At 41.4% G+C, this 20,725-nt stretch carries 21 protein-coding genes; 14 read left to right on the top strand and 7 right to left on the bottom strand.

Annotated features, from left to right (window positions below; all coding sequences use genetic code 11):
- Positions 1–108: 108 nt before the first annotated feature.
- From LI074_RS12940 to LI074_RS12950, 3 genes are all read right to left on the bottom strand, one after another.
- Positions 109–987: a carbohydrate ABC transporter permease gene (locus LI074_RS12940; RefSeq protein ID WP_008705900.1), complete on the bottom strand. Its 879-nt coding sequence runs from the start codon at positions 985–987 to the stop codon at positions 109–111.
- A 13-nt stretch (positions 988–1,000) separates the two neighbouring features.
- Positions 1,001–1,906 carry a carbohydrate ABC transporter permease gene (locus tag LI074_RS12945; protein ID WP_025580677.1) on the bottom strand — a complete coding sequence of 302 codons (906 nt, stop codon included), beginning with the start codon at positions 1,904–1,906 and terminating at the stop codon, positions 1,001–1,003.
- 246 nt (positions 1,907–2,152) lie between these two features.
- The gene (locus tag LI074_RS12950; RefSeq protein ID WP_025580678.1) at positions 2,153–3,397 is read right to left on the bottom strand and encodes an ABC transporter substrate-binding protein; all 1,245 of its coding nucleotides are present in this window, start codon (positions 3,395–3,397) and stop codon (positions 2,153–2,155) included.
- Between the two features lie 269 nt (positions 3,398–3,666).
- Here LI074_RS12950 and LI074_RS12955 point away from each other — a divergent pair, with 269 nt between their 5' ends.
- Positions 3,667–4,566: a helix-turn-helix domain-containing protein gene (locus tag LI074_RS12955; protein WP_173698250.1), complete on the top strand. Its 900-nt coding sequence runs from the start codon at positions 3,667–3,669 to the stop codon at positions 4,564–4,566.
- A gap of 40 nt (positions 4,567–4,606) precedes the next feature.
- Here the strand turns inward: LI074_RS12955 and LI074_RS12960 are convergent, their stop codons facing one another.
- The 4 genes from LI074_RS12960 to LI074_RS12975 form a co-directional block, all read right to left on the bottom strand.
- Positions 4,607–5,875 carry an ABC transporter substrate-binding protein gene (locus tag LI074_RS12960; RefSeq protein ID WP_062807319.1) on the bottom strand — a complete coding sequence of 423 codons (1,269 nt, stop codon included), beginning with the start codon at positions 5,873–5,875 and terminating at the stop codon, positions 4,607–4,609.
- A 193-nt stretch (positions 5,876–6,068) separates the two neighbouring features.
- Positions 6,069–7,412, bottom strand: a complete 1,344-nt coding sequence (locus tag LI074_RS12965) for a sensor histidine kinase (protein ID WP_022380566.1) — start codon at positions 7,410–7,412, stop codon at positions 6,069–6,071.
- Between the two features lie 32 nt (positions 7,413–7,444).
- A complete protein-coding gene (locus tag LI074_RS12970) occupies positions 7,445–8,113 on the bottom strand; it encodes a winged helix-turn-helix domain-containing protein (RefSeq protein WP_025580682.1) in 669 nt (222 codons plus the stop codon).
- Positions 8,114–8,411: 298 nt separating this feature from the next.
- Complete coding sequence (locus tag LI074_RS12975) at positions 8,412–10,181, bottom strand: Na/Pi cotransporter family protein (RefSeq protein ID WP_008705912.1); 1,770 nt, start codon at positions 10,179–10,181, stop codon at positions 8,412–8,414.
- Between the two features lie 457 nt (positions 10,182–10,638).
- Between LI074_RS12975 and LI074_RS12980 the strand changes: the two genes are divergently transcribed.
- The 13 genes from LI074_RS12980 to LI074_RS13040 all read left to right on the top strand — a co-directional run bounded on the left by LI074_RS12980 (position 10,639) and on the right by LI074_RS13040 (position 20,625).
- A complete protein-coding gene (locus LI074_RS12980) occupies positions 10,639–13,683 on the top strand; it encodes an SrtB-anchored collagen-binding adhesin (RefSeq protein ID WP_173698251.1) in 3,045 nt (1,014 codons plus the stop codon).
- Positions 13,684–13,920: 237 nt separating this feature from the next.
- The gene (locus LI074_RS12985; protein WP_002606075.1) at positions 13,921–14,247 is read left to right on the top strand and encodes a YdcP family protein; all 327 of its coding nucleotides are present in this window, start codon (positions 13,921–13,923) and stop codon (positions 14,245–14,247) included.
- 15 nt (positions 14,248–14,262) lie between these two features.
- On the top strand, positions 14,263–14,646 hold the full coding sequence (locus LI074_RS12990) for a YdcP family protein (RefSeq protein WP_027089108.1): 384 nt from the start codon (positions 14,263–14,265) through the stop codon (positions 14,644–14,646).
- A 102-nt stretch (positions 14,647–14,748) separates the two neighbouring features.
- Entirely contained in the window at positions 14,749–15,390 is a 642-nt protein-coding gene (locus LI074_RS12995) for a DUF3796 domain-containing protein (RefSeq protein ID WP_025579173.1), read from the top strand.
- 3 nt (positions 15,391–15,393) lie between these two features.
- The gene (locus LI074_RS13000) at positions 15,394–15,597 is read left to right on the top strand and encodes a helix-turn-helix transcriptional regulator (RefSeq protein ID WP_008787613.1); all 204 of its coding nucleotides are present in this window, start codon (positions 15,394–15,396) and stop codon (positions 15,595–15,597) included.
- Between the two features lie 67 nt (positions 15,598–15,664).
- Positions 15,665–17,059, top strand: coding sequence for an FtsK/SpoIIIE domain-containing protein (locus tag LI074_RS13005; protein ID WP_173698252.1), 1,395 nt, complete (start codon positions 15,665–15,667; stop codon positions 17,057–17,059).
- Between the two features lie 183 nt (positions 17,060–17,242).
- On the top strand, positions 17,243–18,439 hold the full coding sequence (mobT, locus tag LI074_RS13010; RefSeq protein WP_173698253.1) for a MobT family relaxase: 1,197 nt from the start codon (positions 17,243–17,245) through the stop codon (positions 18,437–18,439).
- Between the two features lie 12 nt (positions 18,440–18,451).
- Positions 18,452–18,586 (top strand): DUF3789 domain-containing protein, encoded by a 135-nt coding sequence (locus tag LI074_RS13015; protein WP_117536720.1) that lies wholly within the window; start codon positions 18,452–18,454, stop codon positions 18,584–18,586.
- Complete coding sequence (locus tag LI074_RS13020) at positions 18,587–18,808, top strand: hypothetical protein (RefSeq protein ID WP_009265886.1); 222 nt, start codon at positions 18,587–18,589, stop codon at positions 18,806–18,808.
- Between the two features lie 67 nt (positions 18,809–18,875).
- On the top strand, positions 18,876–19,295 hold the full coding sequence (locus tag LI074_RS13025) for a nuclear transport factor 2 family protein (RefSeq protein WP_003060053.1): 420 nt from the start codon (positions 18,876–18,878) through the stop codon (positions 19,293–19,295).
- 90 nt (positions 19,296–19,385) lie between these two features.
- Positions 19,386–19,682 (top strand): hypothetical protein, encoded by a 297-nt coding sequence (locus LI074_RS13030; protein ID WP_008687105.1) that lies wholly within the window; start codon positions 19,386–19,388, stop codon positions 19,680–19,682.
- Complete coding sequence (locus tag LI074_RS13035) at positions 19,601–20,104, top strand: antirestriction protein ArdA (protein ID WP_173698254.1); 504 nt, start codon at positions 19,601–19,603, stop codon at positions 20,102–20,104. Before LI074_RS13030 ends, LI074_RS13035 begins: the two co-directional genes overlap by 82 nt.
- 17 nt (positions 20,105–20,121) lie before the next feature.
- A complete protein-coding gene (locus LI074_RS13040) occupies positions 20,122–20,625 on the top strand; it encodes an antirestriction protein ArdA (RefSeq protein WP_002323345.1) in 504 nt (167 codons plus the stop codon).
- The last annotated feature ends 100 nt before the right edge of the window (positions 20,626–20,725 follow it).

Below are 20,725 nucleotides of genomic sequence, written 5' to 3' on the forward strand. Positions count from 1 at the left end.
TTGTATGTCTCGGGATTTTGGCATATTCATGCCAAAACACCTCGCGGGATAGTGGTGTGTGAACAGTAACATCGCAAACAATTGTTATTGTCCTGCTGTCCTCTAATATTATCCCTTAATGCCACCGGTAACACCACCAATTATCTTCTCAGACAGGAAAATATACAGAATAAATGTCGGCAGGAATACAATGATCACTGCTGCAAACATTCCGGCCCAGTCACCTGTATATTTCATGGAGTTGATCATTCCATAAAGTCCGGGTGCAACAGGTTTCAGCTTATCCGAGCTTGCGAAGATCAAGGACAGGAAATACTCGTTCCAAATATTAATAAAGTTAAAGATTGTTACTGTTACGATTCCTGACTGTGCCATGGGAAACATGATTTTCCAGAAAGTACGCATGGGAGGGCATCCGTCGATTGCTGCCGCTTCCTCATAGGTCCTGGAAATATTGCTGAAGAATGTAAGCAGGAAAATGGTCGTATAAGGTACATTAATTCCTACATACAATATGATCAGTACAGTTCTTCCTGCAGCCACATTATTCAGGATTCCCATACCGGAAATAATACTGAAAAGAGGAAGAACAACCATGATTGCCGGAACACCCATGGCAGATACGAAGCTGGTCTGGATGAATTTATTTGCAATAAAATCAAATCTGGACAGTACATAAGCTGCAGGTGCACACACCAGGACCAGAATTGTGCAGGAAATCACTGAATAAATCAGAGAGTTTCCGAAGAATCCTGCAACTCCGGCACCGTTCCATGCTTTTGCATAGTTTTCAAAATGTAACCCGGACTCAAACTTCAGGGCTTTTCCCTGGAAGATTTCTGCTGTTGTTGAAAAACTTGCCCCGAATACCCATCCCAGAAGCGCAATGGTAAAGATTACCCAGAGCAGCAGAATGATGTATCCCGGCAGGAGTTTGACTTCTTTTTTCAGATTAAAGGGTCTGCGTGCCTCTTTTTCTTTTGCCATTTCTCATCCCTCCTTAGAATTCCAGATCATCATCTTTGATCACTCTGTTACAGATTGTAAATACAATGACTACGCAGACACTGAGCAGTACACCAATGGCAGCTCCCAGACCTGCATTTCGTTCTGTAACTGTATTGCCGCCGCCAAAAATCTGCATATACATATAAACATAAGGGGTAATTGTCTGTGTGTCTGCAGTTACTGTGGAGAAAAGCTGTGACCATACAAAAAAGCCTACACTGCTTACAGACCACATGGTAATGTTTGTCTTAAATACTCCCTTTAACAATGGAAGTGTCATGTAACGGAACTGTGCCGGTTTGGTCGCTCCGTCAATGGTTGCCGCCTCATAATATTCGGGACTGATACGCTCAATACCGCTGAGCCAGATCAGCATATGGTATCCAACCATGCCGAAACAATATGCAAACAACAGTGCCCAGAATTTGTGGTCATTATCCAGAAACTGGATCTTTGCCAGATTGTCCAGATGCAGTGCTGTAAAAAGATCTTTCAGCAAGCCATATCTTGGGCTGTATACATACTGCAGCCACATAGTAGCAAGCGCTACTGCACTGACAATATTTGGCATATAAATGATCGCGCGGAAAAATTTCTTTCCTCTGATTCCACTGGTAAGAATAACTGCAAATAAAAGAGACAGGCTCATTACCACCAGACCGCCGATCAGCCAGATACGAAACAGGTTAAAAAATGAAGTCTTAAATAAGCTGGTACTCATCAGCTTTGTATAGTTGCCAAATCCTACAAATTTCCATAAATCCATGGAATCTGTAACTCCGTCGATCTTGAAAAAGCTCATGATCACTGTTCTGATGATTGGATAAAGAAAGATTCCCAGAAACAGCAGAACTGCCGGAGTCAGAAATACAACGATCATCGTTTTATTCTTCTTCAAATAAATACCTCCTCTGTAAGTTATACCATATCTACGGATTGCTACGCTTCGCTCCCGCAATCCTCCAGCCATTCGGAATCCGCTGATTTACTTCGTAAATCGCTACTTCCTCATGTCTGGCGGTTTCCAAGTCTAAAAGTCTTATCGCGCAAGCACGAACGACTTTTTGCCTTTGAAACCTGGATATTCAAAAAGACAGATGGCGGCAGCGTAGATACGATGCCACCATCTCTATAAATTCTTTATTTATTTCGCTGCGTCCTGCATAGTGGAAACAAATTCATCTGCTGTAATGGAACCTGCCATTAATTTGATAAAGTTTTCTTTGATAACCGGAGTCATATCTACGTTGGATTCTACACCGCATGCCCATGTGAAACGGTTTGTGCTCTGCTCAATAACAGGTTTTGCACACTCAACCATTGCCGGCCATTCTGTGTTTGTTGTATCAGCCGGGATACCTACAGTTTCATCTGCAAGTTTCTGGTCGTATTCACCTTTTGTAAGGAATGTGATCAAATCAAAAGCTTCTTTTGCAAGTTTTGTATCTTTGTTAATACCAAATACCTGTGCACCAAAGTTGTTTGTTTCGATTCCGTTTGCTCCGTCTGTAAGTGCCGGATATGCGAAGCATCCCCAGTGGAAGTCAGGACCTGCCATCTCTTTTACTTCGTTTGGTAACCAGGAGCCATTCAGATACATTGCAGCTGTTCCAAGTGCAAGCTCTGTGTTCTGACCTGCAGGCCATACGTTGGAACCAACCATCTCTGAATAATATCCGTTAGATGCAAGTTCTTCGATATCCTGTGCCATCTGAAGAACTGCAGGATCATCCCATTCACCTTCAGTTACGATCTCTTTTACTTTATCTTCGCCAACCAGTCTTGCAAGATGATATCCGATCACACATGTTGCATAGGCATCATCCATAGTCATTGGTGTGATTCCTGCATCTTTTAATTTCTGGCATACATCTTTGAATTCATCCCATGTCTTCGGTTCTTCTGTGATTCCTGCCTGCTCAAACAGATCTTTGTTATAGAAGAAAGCAAATACGTTTGGCTGATATGGAATTGTTTTTAATGTACCGCCGCCGGCATCACGGCATGCTGCCATCAGACCTGCATTTGCAGTTGCTTCATAGTCATTCTCTTTCGCAAGGTCTTCCAGATCCAGAAGATATTTACCGTACATTCCGTTTACACGGTCGATATCTTCGTCAAAAATATCAATCTGTGTGCCGCCGTCCAGTGCAGGCTGAAGTGCTTCACGGTTTCCGGTACGTCCCTTAAACTGAAGGTCTACCTTAACTCCTGTCTGTTCTGTATAAGCGTCAACTGCTTCCTGAATCACCTGTCCCTGTGGCTCTGTAGCTTCCCACATTGACCAGTAAACTAATGTATCATCTGCTGCCTGAACAGTGAAAGCCGGTGCTGCAAGTGAACCAACCATAACCGCACATAATGTTGCACTAAGCATCTTTTTCTTCATACCCATAACCTTTTTTCCTCCTTGGTCAGTTTTGACATTTTGTCTTCTTTTTTCTCTCTTTTCTCTCTTTTCGCTCTTTTGTTGAATTTCAACAATTATTTCTTTTGGTAGTTCTTATTTTATCATTTTTGCACAAATAGTATTTGCACAAACGTCCATTTCTTTTGTACAAAAATTCATTTTTAACTGGTTTTTCATCTGTTTTTGTTGTATACTTGTACACAACAACCATATTGCAGTTTTCGGACAGGCTGAGGGAGGTGGCAGTAATGGCTTTTGAGAGTATGTATCTGGAAGAAGATATTCATATTGACCGGATTTATACAATCCACTATTTTGAATACAAAAGTGATTTTCACTTTGCAGGAGAACGCCATAATTTCTGGGAATTTCAATGTGTAGATAAGGGAAAGGCAGAAATAGAGACAGATAACGGTATCTACCATCTGACAAGCGGACAGCTCATCTTTCACAGACCAAATGAATTTCATAACCTTATTGCCATAGGAAATACCGCACCTAATATTGTGGTAGTTTCTTTTGAATGCGATTCTCCATGTATGAAATTCTTTGAGAAAAAATTGCTGAAACTTTCTGATTCTGAGAGAAATCTCATGGGAATGCTGATTGCCGAGGCACGCCGCTGTATCAAAACCCCTCTGGATGATCCTTATACAGAAAAGATGGAAAAGAAAGAAGATTTTTTGTTTGGTTCTCAGCAGCTTATCCGTATTTACCTTGAGCAGATGCTGATCTACATGATCCGGAGAAATTCTTCTCCTCCCATGACTGTACCTGTCAGCCAATTTGTGAATCTGAAAAATAATTCCGCTGTCTATAAGCGTGTCATTGCTTATATGGAAGACCACATCCGGGAAAATATTACACTCTGCAATCTGTGCCATGACAATATGATCGGACGCTCCCAGCTTCAGAAAATATTTCAGGAACAACATCAGTGTGGCGCCATGGATTTCTTTTCCCGGTTAAAGATCGCCTATGCCAGACAGCTGATCCGCGAGAACCAGATGAACTTTACGCAGATTTCAGAATTTCTGGGATACTCTTCCATCCATTACTTTTCCAGACAGTTTAAAAAAGTTTCCGGAATGACACCCACAGAATATATCACATCAATAAAGGCGCTCTCAGAACGAGAGCGCCAGTAATACCAGACCAATATTTTCATAATGTTGAACAGCCTTTTTCTTATTTCATATTGCTGAGATTCTCTATAAATTCATCCGATGTTTCTTCTAATCTTGTAAGCTTCAGAAGTTCGCTTTGTATCTGTTCTTTATAATCCGGATCTGCCTCCAGACCTGCAGCCCACATGTACGGCTTTGACATCTCTTTCATATACGGTACTGCATCTGCCAGCACTTCCGGCCATTGTGTATTGTCCGTATCTGCCGGGATGGAATTAACCGCATCTGTCATTTTCATATCTGTTTCCCCGGTACAGATGGAATATGCAAAGTCAAAAGCTTCCTGCTTCATCTGCGAATCCTTTGTGACTCCAAATCCCTGTGCTCCCACCATAACACCTTCTGTGCCGTCTGTTCCGGCCTTTACTGCAGGCCATGGAAAAAATCCCCAGGAATCATCAGATTCTGTAGCTTCTGTCACTTCATTCGGAACCCAGGAGCCCTGCAGCACCATGACTGCCTCGCCATCTCCCACTTCATCCTGACCTTCCGGATGCTGTGCCGGTGCACTCTGACTCATATATCCCGCAAAAAACAAAATTCTGATATCATCTGCCGCCTCTTTTGCCTGTGGAATCTGTGACCAGGTACAGTTACGGATCAGCTGCTGCACTTTCTCCTGTCCAAGATATCTGGCAAGCTGATATCCATACAGAAGATTCACATACTCTTCATCGCAGGTCATGGCACTAAGGCCACTGTCACTGTTTTTAATCTTACGGCATACTCTGATCAGTTTCTCCCAGGTATCCGGGATATCCTGTTCTGTAAGTCCAGCCTCTTCCCATAAATCCTTATTATACCAGACGCCTGTGATATAAGGCTGATACGGCATTGCAAGCAGTTCTCCATTTCCCCAGTTCTTCACCTGCTCCAACAGTACCGGCATAATATGCTTCTCATAATCCACAGTATCTGCCATTCCTTTTAATTCTGCCAGATAATCCCTGTGTTCCTGAGCCATCCTCTGATAATCATCATCAAAAAGGTCAATCTGTTCTCCGGCATCCAGGGCAGGTTCTATCAGAGACCGGATTCCTCTGCCCTTCCACTGAATCTCTACAGAAATACCTGTTGCTTCTTCATAAGCTTCTGCTGCTTCTCTGATCACATCTGCCTGTGGTTCATCTTCTTCCCACATGGACCAGTATACAATACTCTGTTCCGGAATTTCTGTGATTTCATCTGATGCTGATACAGTAACCGCTCCTGTTGCGAACAGCATTGACAAACAGCTCATACCCGCTGCAATGCTTCTCCATTTTTCCATACTGAAAATACCCTCCATTGTACCTGCTTTTACATGGATAACTGTCTGATTTTATTTTCTCCAATAATCACTTGTCTGTCAATCCCCAAAATTTATACATTTCTAACAACCATGTCGGATACTGTCCACTCTCTTTTCAACACCAGACAAAATCATCCGCTTCACTACACCGAATAACTGCTTCACAGGAGCTTTACTTAGTTTGATCAAACAGGATTTCCATCTTCGTTCCCTTACCCGGCTCACTGTCCAGAAGAATCTTCGCATGATGCAAAACTGCGCCATGTTTTACAATAGAAAGCCCCAGGCCTGTACCTCCGGTTTCACGTGAATGGCTCTTGTCCACTCTGTAAAAACGCTCGAAGATTCTCTGCTGTTCGCTCTCCGGAATACCTATTCCGTTATCTTCCACACGAAAATACGGTTTCCCATTGAGTTTTCCCACAAAAACCTTTACATCTCCACCATCCGGGGTATAGCGGATAGCATTATCCGTAATATTGTAGAACATTTCATATAATACATGGCGTACTCCCTGCATCTGTGCAGGTCCGCCTGTATATTCCAGATTAATCTTTTTCTTTGCTGCCCTGTTCTGCAGATTGTTGATCACATCTTCCCCAAGCTCTCCGATGTCAACCTGTTCAAACATAGTTTCTCCGTTCTTCTCATCCAGTCTGGAAAGCTGAATGATATCTGCAACCAGATTTGATAAACGCTCGGACTCATGAAAAATCCTGCCGGAAAAATCCTGCATCTTGTCCGGCGGTACCATTCCATTCATCATAAGCTCCGCATATCCGGAGATTGACATAAGAGGAGTTTTCAATTCATGGGAAACATTTGCCGTAAACTCTTTTCTTGCACTCTCTGCATTCTTAAGATCTTCCAGCTGTTTCTGAATCTGTCTGTTCTGCTGATCCAGACGAAAAAGCAATGGCCTTAATTCTTCGTAGCATACATGCTCCAGAGGATGTTCCAGATCAATCCGGTTGATAGGCTCTATCAGCTTTCTGGTCTGTTTCTGCACAAGAAAAAGTTCAATTACAAGGATCACGCATACCAGTCCGCCAAGCAGAAGAAAGCTGGTTAACATTGTTACCAGAAGACTGTCTGTAGTTCTGGCTACTCGCAGAACCTGATCATCCTTTAATTTTACAGCATAGTAAAACGTCTGTTTTGATAAGGTGTCTGAATAGCGGACCATCTCACCGGATCCCTGCTTCTCAGCTTCAATAAATTCCGGTCTGTTACTGTGATTTTCCATTTCTTCCGGATTCTCAATACTGTCAAACAACACCTGACCATCTTTTCCCAGAAGAGTGATCCTGCTGCTGGTGGCGTCTCCGACCCTGTCTGAGAGAAAAACGTCTCCGTCTTCTTCCAGACCTGTTTTAATATATGCGGCTTCATCTCTGACACCCTGTTTCATATAAATATCATATCTGTTATACATGACAGTTCCTGCTGCCAGGAATGTAAGTATTACGGATAAAATAATAAGTAAACTGGTGTGACTGAATATTTTATGCTTCATTTTTCCACTCCTGTTTTCGCCTGTTTTATCTGTTATGCGCCGATTCTGTATCCTACACCCCGGACCGTTTCGATCAGATTTCCTGCCTCTCCAAGTTTCTGACGCAGGGTTCTCACATGGACATCCACAGTTCTGGTTTCACCGTCAAAGTCATATCCCCATACATGGCAGAGGATCTGATTTCTTGTCATAACAAGTCCTTTATTCTCCAGCAGATACTGAAGAAGTTCAAATTCTTTTCGGGTAAGATCGACCTTTTCTTCCCGGTAATGCACCTCATGACGTCCTACATTCAGATAAAGCTCGTCGTAATGCAGTTCCTTGTCTTCATTCTGACGGGCACTTCGTCTGAGAACTGCTTTTACTCTGGCAACAAATTCCATCATACCGAAAGGCTTGGTAATGTAATCATCCGCTCCGCCTTCCAGACCTTTTACTTTGTCAAATTCCGCTTCTTTTGCAGTAACCATAATTACCGGCACATCCTTTACAGATGGCATACTTTTCAGCTGTTCCAGAATGGTATAGCCATCATCTCCCGGAAGCATGATATCCAGCAGGATCAGCTCCGGTATCTCTTCTTTCAGCGCTTTCATCAGTTCATTGCCATTGCCAAACCCCCTGGCTTTAAATCCTGTTGTTTCCAGTGTATAAATAAGAAGCTCCCTGATATTCCGCTCATCTTCTACACAATAGATCATTCTGCTTTGCCTCCCCTTTATTTATCACCTGCTTTGTCGTCACAAGTGTATTTCTTTTTTCAGTATACTTATTTTTTTATCCCTGTACAAGTAAATATCCGGCATCTGCTTCATTTCTTTAAAGCAAAAATCCGGCCATTTTCTCTGAAATATCTCTCTCAGATACTTCAGAGTGCCCGGATTTCCTGATCATGCGGATAACATCATCCGTTACTGTTCACTTCGTTCTCAGTAACGTTGCCAAAATTCATTCCAACTTGCCTGCGGCAATGGCATTTTGTCATCTACCTGTTTATTATTATGAAAGCTGATATTTGATTCGTGCGTCTTCCAGTTCATGATAAAATGTTTCGTCCGGATGGCTCTTGACGATATTCAGATGACTGTGAGTATCATACAGATCTTCATTCACCTGCGTCACACAGACTCCAATATTGGAACAATGGTCTGCCACACGTTCCAGACAGGTTGTAATATCCGAAAGGATAAATCCCATCTCTATTGTACATTCACCGTTTCTCAGTCTCTGTACATGACGACGTTTTACTTCTTTGGAAAGTTCATCAATCACTTCTTCCAGTGGTTCAATTTTCTCCGCAAGCTTCATATCCTGTTTGTCAAAAACTTCATATGCCGTATTTACGATATCTTCTACTGCCTGTCCCAGCACTTCCAGATCTTTCTTTGCATTTTCGGAAAATTTCAGTCCTTTTTCATAAAGCTCCTGTGCTGATTCCATAATATTTACAGCATGGTCGGAAATACGTTCAAAATCCCCGATACAGTGAAGCATAATGGAAAGACTGTGACTGTCTGCTTCTGAGATATCTTTGTGGCTCAGCTTCACCAGATAAGTTCCCAGTTCATCTTCATAGCGGTCAACCTTGGATTCCATGTTTTCCACACGTTCTACGCCTTCTTCACTGTATTTATCCACCAGACTCAGTGCTGTAAACAGTGCATTGTGGGATTCTTCTGCCATTTTTCTTGCTGCATTGCGGCTCTGCTCTACTGCAAATGCCGGTTTCTCCAGGAAACGAGGCTCCAGAATCATAAACTCTCTGTCCTCTGCTGAAACAACAACATCCTCTTTTTTGTCCCGGATTGTAAGACAGGCAAGTTTCTCCAGTCCCTTTGCAAAAGGAAGGAGAATGATCGTTGCAGTAACATTAAATACACTGTGGATAACAGCAATTCCTGCCGGTGTTGCTGCCTGATGGAAGAAAGAAAATCCAACAACTGCATTTATAAGATAGAATACAGTCATAAAGATAACCGTACCGATCAGATTGAAATACAGATGTACTGCTGCTGCACGTTTTGCATTCTTCTTGGCTCCGATTGCAGAAAGGATTGCAGTAATACAGGTTCCGATGTTCTGTCCCATAATGATCGGGATTGCTGCACTGAACGGTACTGCACCTGTAAGACACAGGGCCTGCAGAATACCTACAGATGCAGAAGATGACTGGATCACTGCAGTAAGAAGGGCACCTGCTATAACACCTAACAACGGATTTGAGAATTTAAGTAACAGGTTTGTAAATTCCGGCACTTCTGCAAGAGGTTTTACAGCAGAACTCATCATATCCATACCGTACATCAGGATTGCAAAACCTATAAAAATTGTTCCGATATCTTTTTTCTTTGAATCATTGATAAACAGAATGAAGATCACACCAATGATCGCAAGCACAGGGGAAAATGATGTTGGTTTAAACATCTGAATAATAAAATTATCACTCTGTATTCCTGTCAGGCTTAAGATCCAGGAGGTGATCGTAGTACCAATATTGGCACCCATGATCACTCCTACTGCCTGTGATAATTTCATGATCCCTGAATTTACAAAACCTACTACCATAACAGTCGTAGCTGAAGATGACTGGATCACTGCTGTTACTCCTGCTCCCAAAAGCACTGCTTTTATCGGATTTGAAGTAAGATTTTCAAGAATCTTCTCCAGCTTTCCGCCGGAAACCTTCGCAAGGCCATCTCCCATTGCATTCATACCATACAAAAATAATGCAAGGCCTCCGATCAATGTTAATATACTGAATAAATCCATGATTATTCTCCTTTTCCCTTTTCATAAGTATATGGTTATTTAACTTGTTTCCCATCATAACCATGCTTTGTAAAATCATCCCCATGAGAATGTTAAATCCATGTAAAATTTCCAGTCATCATATTCATTCTGTGTAAAGTTCCCATAAATCCATCCGTATTTTTTTGTAAAAAACACAATAAAAATCTGATTATCCGCTAAAACACAGTATCTATCAGCATTTTCAAGGAAACAAACACATCAATTTACTACTTATTTACTACTAACGAATGAGCCTTGATACGCAAGTTTTCCTAGATATGCAAAGATATTATGGTACAACACATCAGTATTGAAACAAGAAAAAATTAAATATTTTATAGACTATGGAATGCCTAACATGACGTTCCTTTTCTATTTCCAGCCGTTCTTATTGGACGGCTATTTTATTACCCAAAATGAAAGGAGCATTAGATTTATGAAAAAGATGTTAAAACGATTGTGTACGGGCTTCTTAGCTCTTGCAACTGTCGTTACTGCTTTGCCGACTACACCCGTTCATGCAGAAAGTAAGCAATACTGGACGGAGTCAAAAGAGCGTGTCGGTATCGTTGAAAAAGTAATGAATGACGGTTCAATTGGTTCTACCTTTAATGAGGGACATTTGACCGTTGAGGGCGAGGACGCTTACTGTATTGACATCAACACAGACTTTAAGAATGGTTACAAGACCAGAGCTGACGTAAGCACCCGTATGAGTGCCGACCAGATAAGCGACGTTGCCTTATCTATCGAATATGTAAAACAGTACACAGACAGCCACAGCGGAATAAGCAAAAATCACGCTTATCTTTTAAGACAGCTTGTAGTCTGGCAGAGATTGAGCGTACATCTTGGCTGGCAATGTGATAACGTGCGAGCTTCTTATGATGAAATTCCAAAGGCTACGCAGGACGAAGTTTTCTCTGGTGCGAAAGCCTTTGTCAAAGAAAATAAAGGACGCTATGAATGTGGCGGTTATATCTACTCTGGCGAGGGGCAGGAATTGGGACAATTCTGGGCGAAACTGAATGTCGGAAATACGAAACTGCAAAAGGTTTCCAGTAATGCCAGCATCACAGACGGTAACGGGAATTACTCAATCGCTGGTGCAACATACGGTGTCTTTTCTGATAAAGACTGCACAAAACAGCTTGCCACCCTTACGACTGATGAAAACGGAAACACAGATATTGCAGAGGTAAAAGCAGGCACAGTCTATATCAAGGAATTATACGCACCAGCAGGATATAAAGTGGATAAAACTGTATATTCCTTAAAGGTTGAAGTTGGAAAGACAGCAATTTTGAAAGTATCAGATACGCCAAAAGTAACGGACACTTTGATTGAGCTTTTCAAGATTGATATGGAAACACAGAAAGACAATCCGCAAGGGAACGCTTCTTTAGCAGGTGCGGAATTTACATGGAAGTATTATGCTGGCTTCTACAATAAAGACAATCTCCCTGCCGAAGCTACTCGTACATGGGTTACAAAGACAACCGCTGAAACAGACAGCGACGGAACAACCCACTACATCACAAAATTAGCGGACACATACAAAGTATCTGGCGACAGCTTCTATATGCAGGACGGCAAGGCGGTTCTTCCACTTGGAACACTAACCGTAGAAGAAACAAAAGCTCCAAACGGCTACTTGTTAGAGGGTGCATATATGCAGGCTGGCGATAAGTCCGAACAGATAAAAGGCTTATATGTAACACAGATTACCGAGGACGGCGACCTTGCCGTATTATCTGGAAGTAACCAGTTTTCCGTATCAGACAAGGTTATCCGTGGCGGTGTCAAAATTCAGAAACGAGATTTAGAAACGGGCGATACAAAGCCACAAGGAAGTGCCACTTTGAAAGATACTGCCTTTGACATCATTTCCTTAAATGATAATGCAGTATTGGTTGAGGGCAAGTTATACAAGAAAAATGAAGTGGTAAAGACAATTCGTACAGATATTGAGGGTGTCGCTTCTACTTCTTCTGACCTCTTACCTTATGGAAAATTCCGTATCGTTGAGAGTGAAGCTCCCAACGGTTACTTAACTGACGGTGCAAAGCCGATTGATTTTACAATCACAGAAAATGGAAAAATCGTGGACTTAACCGAAAAAGCCCATTCTATCTATAATCAGATTAAGCGTGGAGATATTGAGGGTGTAAAAATCGGTGCAGGCACACACAAGCGTCTTGCTGATGTTCCCTTTAGGATCACAAGCAAGACGACGGGCGAAAATCATGTAGTGGTAACTGATGATAACGGGCAATTCTCCACTTCTTCTGACTGGGCTTCACATAAGCACAATACCAACGCAGGCAAGACCAGCGAGGACGGTGTATGGTTTGGAACTTCTGAACCAGACGACAGCAAGGGTGCGTTACCTTATGATACCTACATCATCGAGGAATTACGCTCTGAAAGCAACAAAGGCTTTGAGCTTATCCCACCTTTTGAAATCGTGGTATCAAGAACTAATCTTGTGATTGATTTAGGAACGCTGACTGATGAATACGAAAAAGAAATTTCTATCCATACCACAGCGACCAGCAAAGACGGCGAAAAGACTATCCTTGCAGGAAAAGAGGTAACAATCGTTGATGCTGTCAAATTGGACGGACTTACAAAAGGCACAAAGTATCAGCTCAAAGGCTGGCAGATGTTAAAGGAAGAAAACGCCGAGCTTATCATTGACGGGAAACGTGTAGAAAACGATTATACCTTTGTCGCTGATGAGGAAGAAATGAAAGTGAAAATTTCCTATACATTCAATGCGTCTGCTTTAGGTGGCAAAAACCTTGTTACCTTTGAAGAATTGTATGATTTCAGCAATCCAGACGAACCCGTAAAAGTTGCAGAACACAAAGACATTGAGGACGACGGGCAGACCGTACTTATCACAGAGCGTATCATCAAAATTCATACGACTGCTACGGATAAGGACGGCAACAAAGAGCTTGAAGCTGGAAAAGACGTTACAATCATTGATACCGTAACCTTAGAGGGCTTAGAAGTCGGTACACAGTACAAACTTGTGGGCTGGCAGATGTTGAAAGAAGAAAATACAGAACTTCTTATCAATGGAAAACGTGTGGAAAGTGATTATACGTTTACTGCTGACAGCGAAACTATGAAAGTGGAAGTTGCTTTTACGTTTGACGCTACTTCCCTTGACGGCAATCAGCTTGTAACTTTTGAAGGATTGTACGATTTAAGCAATCCAGACGAGCCGAAGAAAGTTACCGAGCATAAGGATATTGAGGATAAGGGACAGACGATTACCTTTAAGGAAAAGCCAGAAGAACCAGAGAAACCCGAAACACCACCGACACCAGAAAAGCCTAACAGACCTAGCGACAGTCCCAAAACGGGCGACAGTACAAATGTAATGGCATTTATCGTGATGTTGCTTGCGTCTGCTGGTGGACTGGCTGGAACATATCTTTACAAACGCCGTAAAATGAAGAAATCATAAGGCGGTAACGGTATGAGGAAAGAAAAATCACGCTCTCCGCCGAAGCTGTCAAACGGCAGACTTCCGCTTATTCCGGCTTGTCTGCCAACAACCTGCAAGAACACGGATAGTCAAGGGTGCGAAGCATTGATTTTACCCTTTACTATCTGGGGGATTGCTGGTACTTCCCAAACCGCCAGAATAAGAAATCACAATCAAAAAACTTATCAAAAATAGAAAGAAACGAGGTAAAACAATATGGAAATGAAATATGTTGTGCCAGATATGGCACAGTCTTTTGGAACTCTTGAATTTGCAGGCGAAAGCGAGCCAGTCTTTGAAAGAGATAAAAATAACCGCAGGGTCTTAGCCAGACGAAGCTATAACCTTTATTCTGACGTACAGAAAGGCGAAAATGTTGTGGTAGAAATTCCCGTGCAGGCTGGCGAAAAGCATTTCAAGTATGAGCAGAAAGTAAAACTTGTCAATCCGAAGTTATACGGCAGAGGTTACGCAATCGGAGATATGGGACATACCGATTATGTGTTAGTTGCTGATGATATTGTAGCAGTTGAAGAAAAGTAAAGGAGTGAAGCATTTATGAGATTATCAAACGGTTTTGTTATTGACAAAGAGAAAACATTTGGAGAATTAAAATTTACAGCGGTGCGAGATGTATTCTTGCAGAATGAGGACGGGACACCGAGTACCCAGCTAAAAAAACGTATCTATGATTTGAAATGTAGTCTGCATGGTGGAATTATCCCCGTGTCTGTACCGCCAGAAGTACCATTAAGGGAATTTCCGTACAATGCAGTTGTGGAACTTGTCAATCCAGTAGCTGATACGGTATCACGAAAGACCTATACGGGTGCAGATGTGGACTGGTATGTAAAGGCAGAGGATATTGTGTTGAAGAATAAAGGCAACCAGAACGCAGGCAGTCCACAGAACCCTACACCGCAGGGACAGCCGAAGAAATAAAAGTGATGTATTTGTCTTAATTTTGATTGACACGAACAATGCGGAGTGATATATTTATCTCATAAAGATACAAAAACATCTCATTTGAAAGGAGAGATAAATATGTCAAAGAAACAAATTAAAAAAATTATTTTTATGGGGGTAGGGTGTGCTTTATTGCTTATTGTTGGTACAATCTACTCCCTATTATACAATGATGGACGCTGGGTCAAAAATATGGATATGTCGGAATATGTATTTTCTTACAAGGATATTCCTATGTTAGTAATTGGAGCTTTAATAGCACTATATGCTATCTATATAGTAATTATCTGCTTTAAAAATGTCTTTTCAAAAAACAGCAGGGAAAAACGATATTCAAGAACAATTTCTCCTTACTGGGGATTTTGTGGAATGTTTGGTTTTCTGGGGTTTGGCGGATTTTGGACATACTATAAATTTGGAGAAATATTTCCTTTTGCTTTTTTCATATTTTTTGGTTTTTTCAGTTTTTTCTTTGAAGGTAAACTTTCTCATATCTTAGAAGATGAGCTTTTTCAAGAAAATAAACGTAAGGCACAATTAGAAGCCTACAAGATAGGTTTTAAACTATTATTTGTAGTTATCTGGCTTATGGCAATAGGTATGTTTTCCCGTAATGTTGAGTGGTGTGCAATATTTATGCTGATTTCTGTTTCACTTATCTATGCTCTTGTTCTTTTTCTTAGCAACTATTTATTATATCGTTATGAAAAAAGGGAATAAATTATGGAAGCAAAGTTTGTATGTAATTTAAAAAAATATCGTGTAGCACAAGAATTAACACAAGAACAACTCGCTGACATTGTAGGTGTTCGTCGTGAAACTATTATGAGATTAGAAAAAGCACAATATAATCCGTCACTTAAATTGGCAATAGATATTTCAAGAGCTGTAAAAGCTCCGATAGAAGATATATTTATTTTTGAATAAAGACAGTTTAAAGCAGTTAGTCTTAGGATTGACTGCTTTTTCATATCCAGAAAGGAGTGATTGATTTATGCGTAAGATTTGTAACAAAGGACACCGTATCAGAGCCAGCGACAAGCACCTTGTCTATCACTTTTCCATAGGAACGCTTCTGTTTGTATTTGTAGCGGTTCTTTTGCTACTGAATATCAAACAGCTCATGCGTACCGATTGGGAGCATTTCAGCTTGTTTGAGAATGGCTTGACGCTTTCCCCTTACAACTTCATAACCATACTGATAGCGACTGGTGTTTGTGCATTGGTCGCTTTTCTGTACTACCGCTTCTATTACGACAGTTTTAAGAAGCTCCTGCACCGTCAAAAGCTGGCAAGAATGGTACTGGAAAATAAGTGGTATGAAGCCGATACTGTACAAAACAGCGGTTTTTTTACTGACCTGCAAAGCAGATCAAGGGAAAAAATCGTCTGGTTTCCAAAGATTTATTATCAAATGGAAAAGGGACTGCTTCATATCCGCTGTGAAATCACATTAGGAAAATATCAAGACCAGCTTTTACGGTTAGAGGATAAATTGGAAAGTGGCTTATATTGCGAGCTGACCGACAAGACCCTGCATGACGGCTATATCGAATATACCCTGCTTTATGATATGATAGCGAACCGCATTACCATTGATGAAGTACGGGCAGAAAACGGCTGTCTTAGATTGATGAAAAACCTTGTCTGGGAATATGACGCACTCCCTCACGCCCTTATCGCTGGTGGGACTGGTGGCGGTAAAACCTATTTTCTGCTGACGCTCATTGAAGCCTTACTGCATACAAACGCTGTCCTTTACATTTTAGACCCAAAGAACAGCGACCTTGCGGACTTGGGAACAGTCATGCCAAACGTCTACCATACTAAAGAAGAAATGATAGATTGCGTCAATGCCTTTTATGAGGGCATGGTACAGCGAAGCGAGGAAATGAAGCAACACCCGAACTATAAGACGGGCGAAAACTACGCCTATCTGGGACTGCCACCCTGCTTTCTTATCTTTGATGAATATGTGGCATTTTTTGAAATGCTGGGGACAAAAGAAAGCGTGAGTCTACTTAGCCAGTTAAAGAAAATTGTTATGTTAGGGCGACAAGCAGGTTATTTCCTTATCGTTGCCTGCCAGCGTCCAGACGCAAAGTATTTCTCGGACGGTATCAGAGATAACTTCAATTTCCGTGTGGGATTGGGGCGTATCAGCGAATTAGGTTACGGTATGCTGTTTGGTTCAGATGTGAAAAAGCAGTTTTTTCAGAAGCGTATCAAGGGGCGTGGATATTGTGATGTGGGAACAAGCGTTATCAGTGAGTTTTACACGCCTTTAGTCCCGAAAGGACATGATTTTTTGCAGACTATCGGCTCTCTTGCACAAGCAAGGCAGGACGGAACGGCGACGTGCGAAGCGAAAGGCGACGGCACGGACTAGCCGTTGCTGGTGTGGCGTAAGCCACGCCAGCAGGTAAAACCCCTCGGTATCTAACAGAGGGGTACGTTTGCAAATAGACAATAGACAAAAAACATAGGAAACATAAGGCTTCTGGCATGGTTTTCTAGCAAAAATCGGCTGTGAAGTCGCCTTAAAAAACTTCACACTTTACAGATTGGGGGTATGGTTCTGAATGAAGAACAATGGATAAAAGAATTACGGGAGAAACGGATTGCTTACGGTATCTCACAAGGCTGGCTGGCGGTGGCTTCTGGTATCACAAGGGAATATCTCAACAAGATAGAAAGCGGAAAAATGAAGCCGTCAAAGGAACTTCTGGAAACTTTGTATAAAGAACTGGCAAGGTTCAATCCAGAAGCACCGCTTACCATGCTGTTTGATTATGTGAAAATTCGTTTTCCCACGCTGGATATACAGCACATCATCAAAGATATATTAAAACTGAATATCAATTATATGCTCCATGAAGATTACGGACATTACAGTTATACGGAGCATTACTCTTTAGGGGACATCTTTATCTATACGTCGGCTGACGAAGAAAAAGGTGTCCTTTTAGAGTTAAAGGGGCGTGGGTGCAGGCAGTTTGAAAGTTACCTGCTGGCACAGCAAAGAAGCTGGTATGACTTTTTCATGGACGCACTCATAGACGGTGGCGTGATGAAGCGTATCGACCTAGCTATCAACGACCATACGGGCATTTTGGATATTCCAGAGCTTGCGGAAAAATGCAGAAAACGGGAATATATCGGAAAGTCCAGAAGCTACAAATATTATCAGTCGGGCGAGCTTATCAAGCACAGAGAGGATGACAGAGAATATATGGGACGTACCCTTTATCTTGGTTCGCTGAAATCTGATGTGTATTTCTGTATCTATGAAAAGGACTATGAGCAGTACGTCAAGTTAGGGACACCGCTTGATGAAGCCGACATTATCAACCGTTTTGAGATACGGCTTCGGAATGAACGTGCCTATTATGCAGTACGGGATTTGCTGACGTATTATGACGCAGAACAGACCGCCTTTTCTATCATCAATCAGTATGTGCGGTTTGTTGATGAAGAACCAGACAAGCGAAAAAATGACTGGAAGCTCAATGACCGCTGGGCTTGGTTTATCGGCGATAACAGACAGAGCTTGAAGCTGACGACAAAGCCAGAGCCTTACACCTTAGACCGCACATTGCGTTGGGTACAACGGCAGGTAGCACCAACCTTGAAAATGCTGAAAAAGATTGATAAGGGAAACGGTACAGACTACATGGAAATGATTGAACAGCAGGCGAAGCTCACAGAAAAGCATGAAATGATAATCAGACAGCAGACGACCCCTGCAAAAGATTTAGTAGAAAGTTAGGAGTGATAAAAAATGTGGGTATTATTAAAAGACTTCCTGCTGGTATCTATGGGAATGGGTATCGGCGTGGTCTTGATGTGTATTTTGAATGTCGGCAAAGAAGCTGACTGTAAAATGAAACAATTAGAAGAAAGTGAGGACAATTAAATGAATTTCGGACAAAATCTTTACACTTGGTTTTTAAGCAACGCACAGAGCTTAGTGCTTATGGCGATTGTGGTTATCGGTATCTACTTAGGGTTCAAGCGTGAGTTTTCCAAACTTATCGGCTTCTTAGTAGTTGCCTTGATTGCTGTCGGCTTGGTATTCAATGCTGGCGGTGTGAAAGATGTACTGTTAGAGCTGTTCAATAAGATTATCGGTGCATAAAATTTTATTGTGGGGCTGATGTATGGGTGCTATAATGTGAAAAAAGAAGTAATCGAGGTGTTCTATTTTGAATGAGAGAGAAAAAATTATTCGTTTATGGTTTGATATGTGGTTGAAACAGCAAGACTTAGGAATAGATAAAATTTTTACAGAAGATGTTGTTTATACGGAAAGCTGGTGTCCTAAATATGAAAATCTTAAAACAGTAAAACATTGGTTTAATGAATGGAATACTCGTGGTAAAGTCATTATTTGGGATATTAAACAGTTCTTTCATAAAGAAAATCAAACTGTCGTAGAATGGTATTTTAAAAATGAAATGAATACGGGAAGCGTTGAAGAATTTGACGGTATTTCCTTAATTGAATGGACAGAAGATAACAAAATCAAATCATTAAAAGAATATGGTTGCAATCTGAATAACTATAATCCATATCAACACAGCGATAACCCTCAATTTAGAGATGAAAAAACAAACTGGTTTTAAAACTTAATCAAATTATATCCATATACATAAAGCAGTTAGTCTTAGGATTGACTGCTTTTTTCTTACCTAAAATCAGATTGGAGTGATGAAATGAGCGATATTTTTAAGGATATGCAGGCAAACGTCGGCTGTGATTATATTTCTAACCTGCCCTCTTACAAGCGTAAAGTGTGGCATGAAATGAAGCGATTACCGCTTACGAATTATGATATAAAACAGTTAGAAGATTTTTCAAAGTATGTGTTTGGTATGTCGTACCAGAGCTTAAAAGATGTGATGAAGCAACAGAAAGGACGTGAGGAACAATGCAGGAAACAAGGGTGCTGGTGGAAACGAGAGGAACAACTGGCGAAGAAACAATATCATACTGGTTCGACCTGCCGATAGATGTTGCCGAGTTTGAAGAAAAGTTAGGTATCGGTGCAGAAAGTGGGGATTATCGTATTATCGAAAAGGTGTTGCCTTATGCTGATGAAGTCCACGAACACACCAGCGTGTACCAGCTCAACGAATTAGATTTTATGTACCGCCAGCTTTCAAGTGATATGCAGGAAGAATATGTATCACTACTTACGGTGTTTGAAAATTTAGAAGCACTTTATATTTGCAGGAACGTGATTATTGTTTATCCCGACTGTAAAATCATGATAGATGTTGCAAGGCAAAAGCTGATGAACGACCCGATGTTCAAGCATTTATCCGAGGACTGTCAAGAATACTACTTTGACTTTGAAGCCTACGCTTCTCACTTGCAGGAACACGGGAAATTTTTAGTAACAGAACACGGTATCTTTGAACTGCCAGAGTAGGAAATGAGGTGGTGCTTATGATTGATGATATGGCGGTTTATATTGCTAATCTTGGCAAATACAATGAGGGCTATTTAGTCGGTGCTTGGTTCACGTTCCCCATTGACGAGGAAGATGTGAAAGAAAAAATCGGCTTGAATGAACAGTATGAGGAATACGCTATCCATGATACCGACAACTTTCCCATTGCGATTGGCGAGTATGTTTCCATTGAAGAACTCAATGAGATGTATGAAATGATAGAGGAACTTCCCGACTATATTGTAGAGTGTCTAGACGAATTTATCAGCCACTATGGGACGCTGGAAGAAGTCGTGGAACATAAGGACGATATTTACTATTATCCCGACTGTGAAACCATGACAGATGTTGCCTACTACTACATAGACGAATTGCAGGCACTTGGGGACATTCCACCCAGCTTACAGAATTACATTGACTATGAAGCCTACGGGCGAGATTTGGATATGGGCGGTTGCTTTATTGAAACAAGCCGAGGTATGTGCGAGATACCATATTAACGCTGGAAGATCAGCGACAAGCATTGTTGCTACTGACAGCGTATTTCTCTTTTAAGGGACAGTCTGAAAATGGCTGTCCTTTTCTATTTTGAAAGGAGCT

Source organism: Blautia sp. MSK18_10 (assembly GCF_020553185.1).
GTDB classification, from domain to species: Bacteria; Bacillota; Clostridia; order Lachnospirales; family Lachnospiraceae; genus Blautia_A; species Blautia_A wexlerae.

Excerpts from the sequence above, each read along its gene's own strand:
- LI074_RS12960 (WP_062807319.1), bottom strand. The coding sequence starts at position 5,875 with ATGGAAAAATGGAGAAGCATTGCAGCGGGTATGAGCTGTTTGTCAATG.
- LI074_RS13040 (WP_002323345.1), top strand. The coding sequence starts at position 20,122 with ATGATTGATGATATGGCGGTTTATATTGCTAATCTTGGCAAATACAAT.
- LI074_RS12940 (WP_008705900.1), bottom strand. The coding sequence starts at position 987 with ATGGCAAAAGAAAAAGAGGCACGCAGACCCTTTAATCTGAAAAAAGAA.
- LI074_RS13015 (WP_117536720.1), top strand. The coding sequence starts at position 18,452 with ATGTGGGTATTATTAAAAGACTTCCTGCTGGTATCTATGGGAATGGGT.
- LI074_RS12975 (WP_008705912.1), bottom strand. The coding sequence starts at position 10,181 with ATGGATTTATTCAGTATATTAACATTGATCGGAGGCCTTGCATTATTT.
- LI074_RS13020 (WP_009265886.1), top strand. The coding sequence starts at position 18,587 with ATGAATTTCGGACAAAATCTTTACACTTGGTTTTTAAGCAACGCACAG.
- LI074_RS13005 (WP_173698252.1), top strand. The coding sequence starts at position 15,665 with ATGCGTAAGATTTGTAACAAAGGACACCGTATCAGAGCCAGCGACAAG.
- mobT (WP_173698253.1), top strand. The coding sequence starts at position 17,243 with ATGGTTCTGAATGAAGAACAATGGATAAAAGAATTACGGGAGAAACGG.
- LI074_RS13035 (WP_173698254.1), top strand. The coding sequence starts at position 19,601 with ATGCAGGAAACAAGGGTGCTGGTGGAAACGAGAGGAACAACTGGCGAA.
- LI074_RS12990 (WP_027089108.1), top strand. The coding sequence starts at position 14,263 with ATGAGATTATCAAACGGTTTTGTTATTGACAAAGAGAAAACATTTGGA.
- LI074_RS12970 (WP_025580682.1), bottom strand. The coding sequence starts at position 8,113 with ATGATCTATTGTGTAGAAGATGAGCGGAATATCAGGGAGCTTCTTATT.
- LI074_RS12950 (WP_025580678.1), bottom strand. The coding sequence starts at position 3,397 with ATGAAGAAAAAGATGCTTAGTGCAACATTATGTGCGGTTATGGTTGGT.
- LI074_RS13000 (WP_008787613.1), top strand. The coding sequence starts at position 15,394 with ATGGAAGCAAAGTTTGTATGTAATTTAAAAAAATATCGTGTAGCACAA.
- LI074_RS12985 (WP_002606075.1), top strand. The coding sequence starts at position 13,921 with ATGGAAATGAAATATGTTGTGCCAGATATGGCACAGTCTTTTGGAACT.
- LI074_RS12965 (WP_022380566.1), bottom strand. The coding sequence starts at position 7,412 with ATGAAGCATAAAATATTCAGTCACACCAGTTTACTTATTATTTTATCC.
- LI074_RS13030 (WP_008687105.1), top strand. The coding sequence starts at position 19,386 with ATGAGCGATATTTTTAAGGATATGCAGGCAAACGTCGGCTGTGATTAT.
- LI074_RS12955 (WP_173698250.1), top strand. The coding sequence starts at position 3,667 with ATGGCTTTTGAGAGTATGTATCTGGAAGAAGATATTCATATTGACCGG.
- LI074_RS12980 (WP_173698251.1), top strand. The coding sequence starts at position 10,639 with ATGAAAAAGATGTTAAAACGATTGTGTACGGGCTTCTTAGCTCTTGCA.
- LI074_RS12995 (WP_025579173.1), top strand. The coding sequence starts at position 14,749 with ATGTCAAAGAAACAAATTAAAAAAATTATTTTTATGGGGGTAGGGTGT.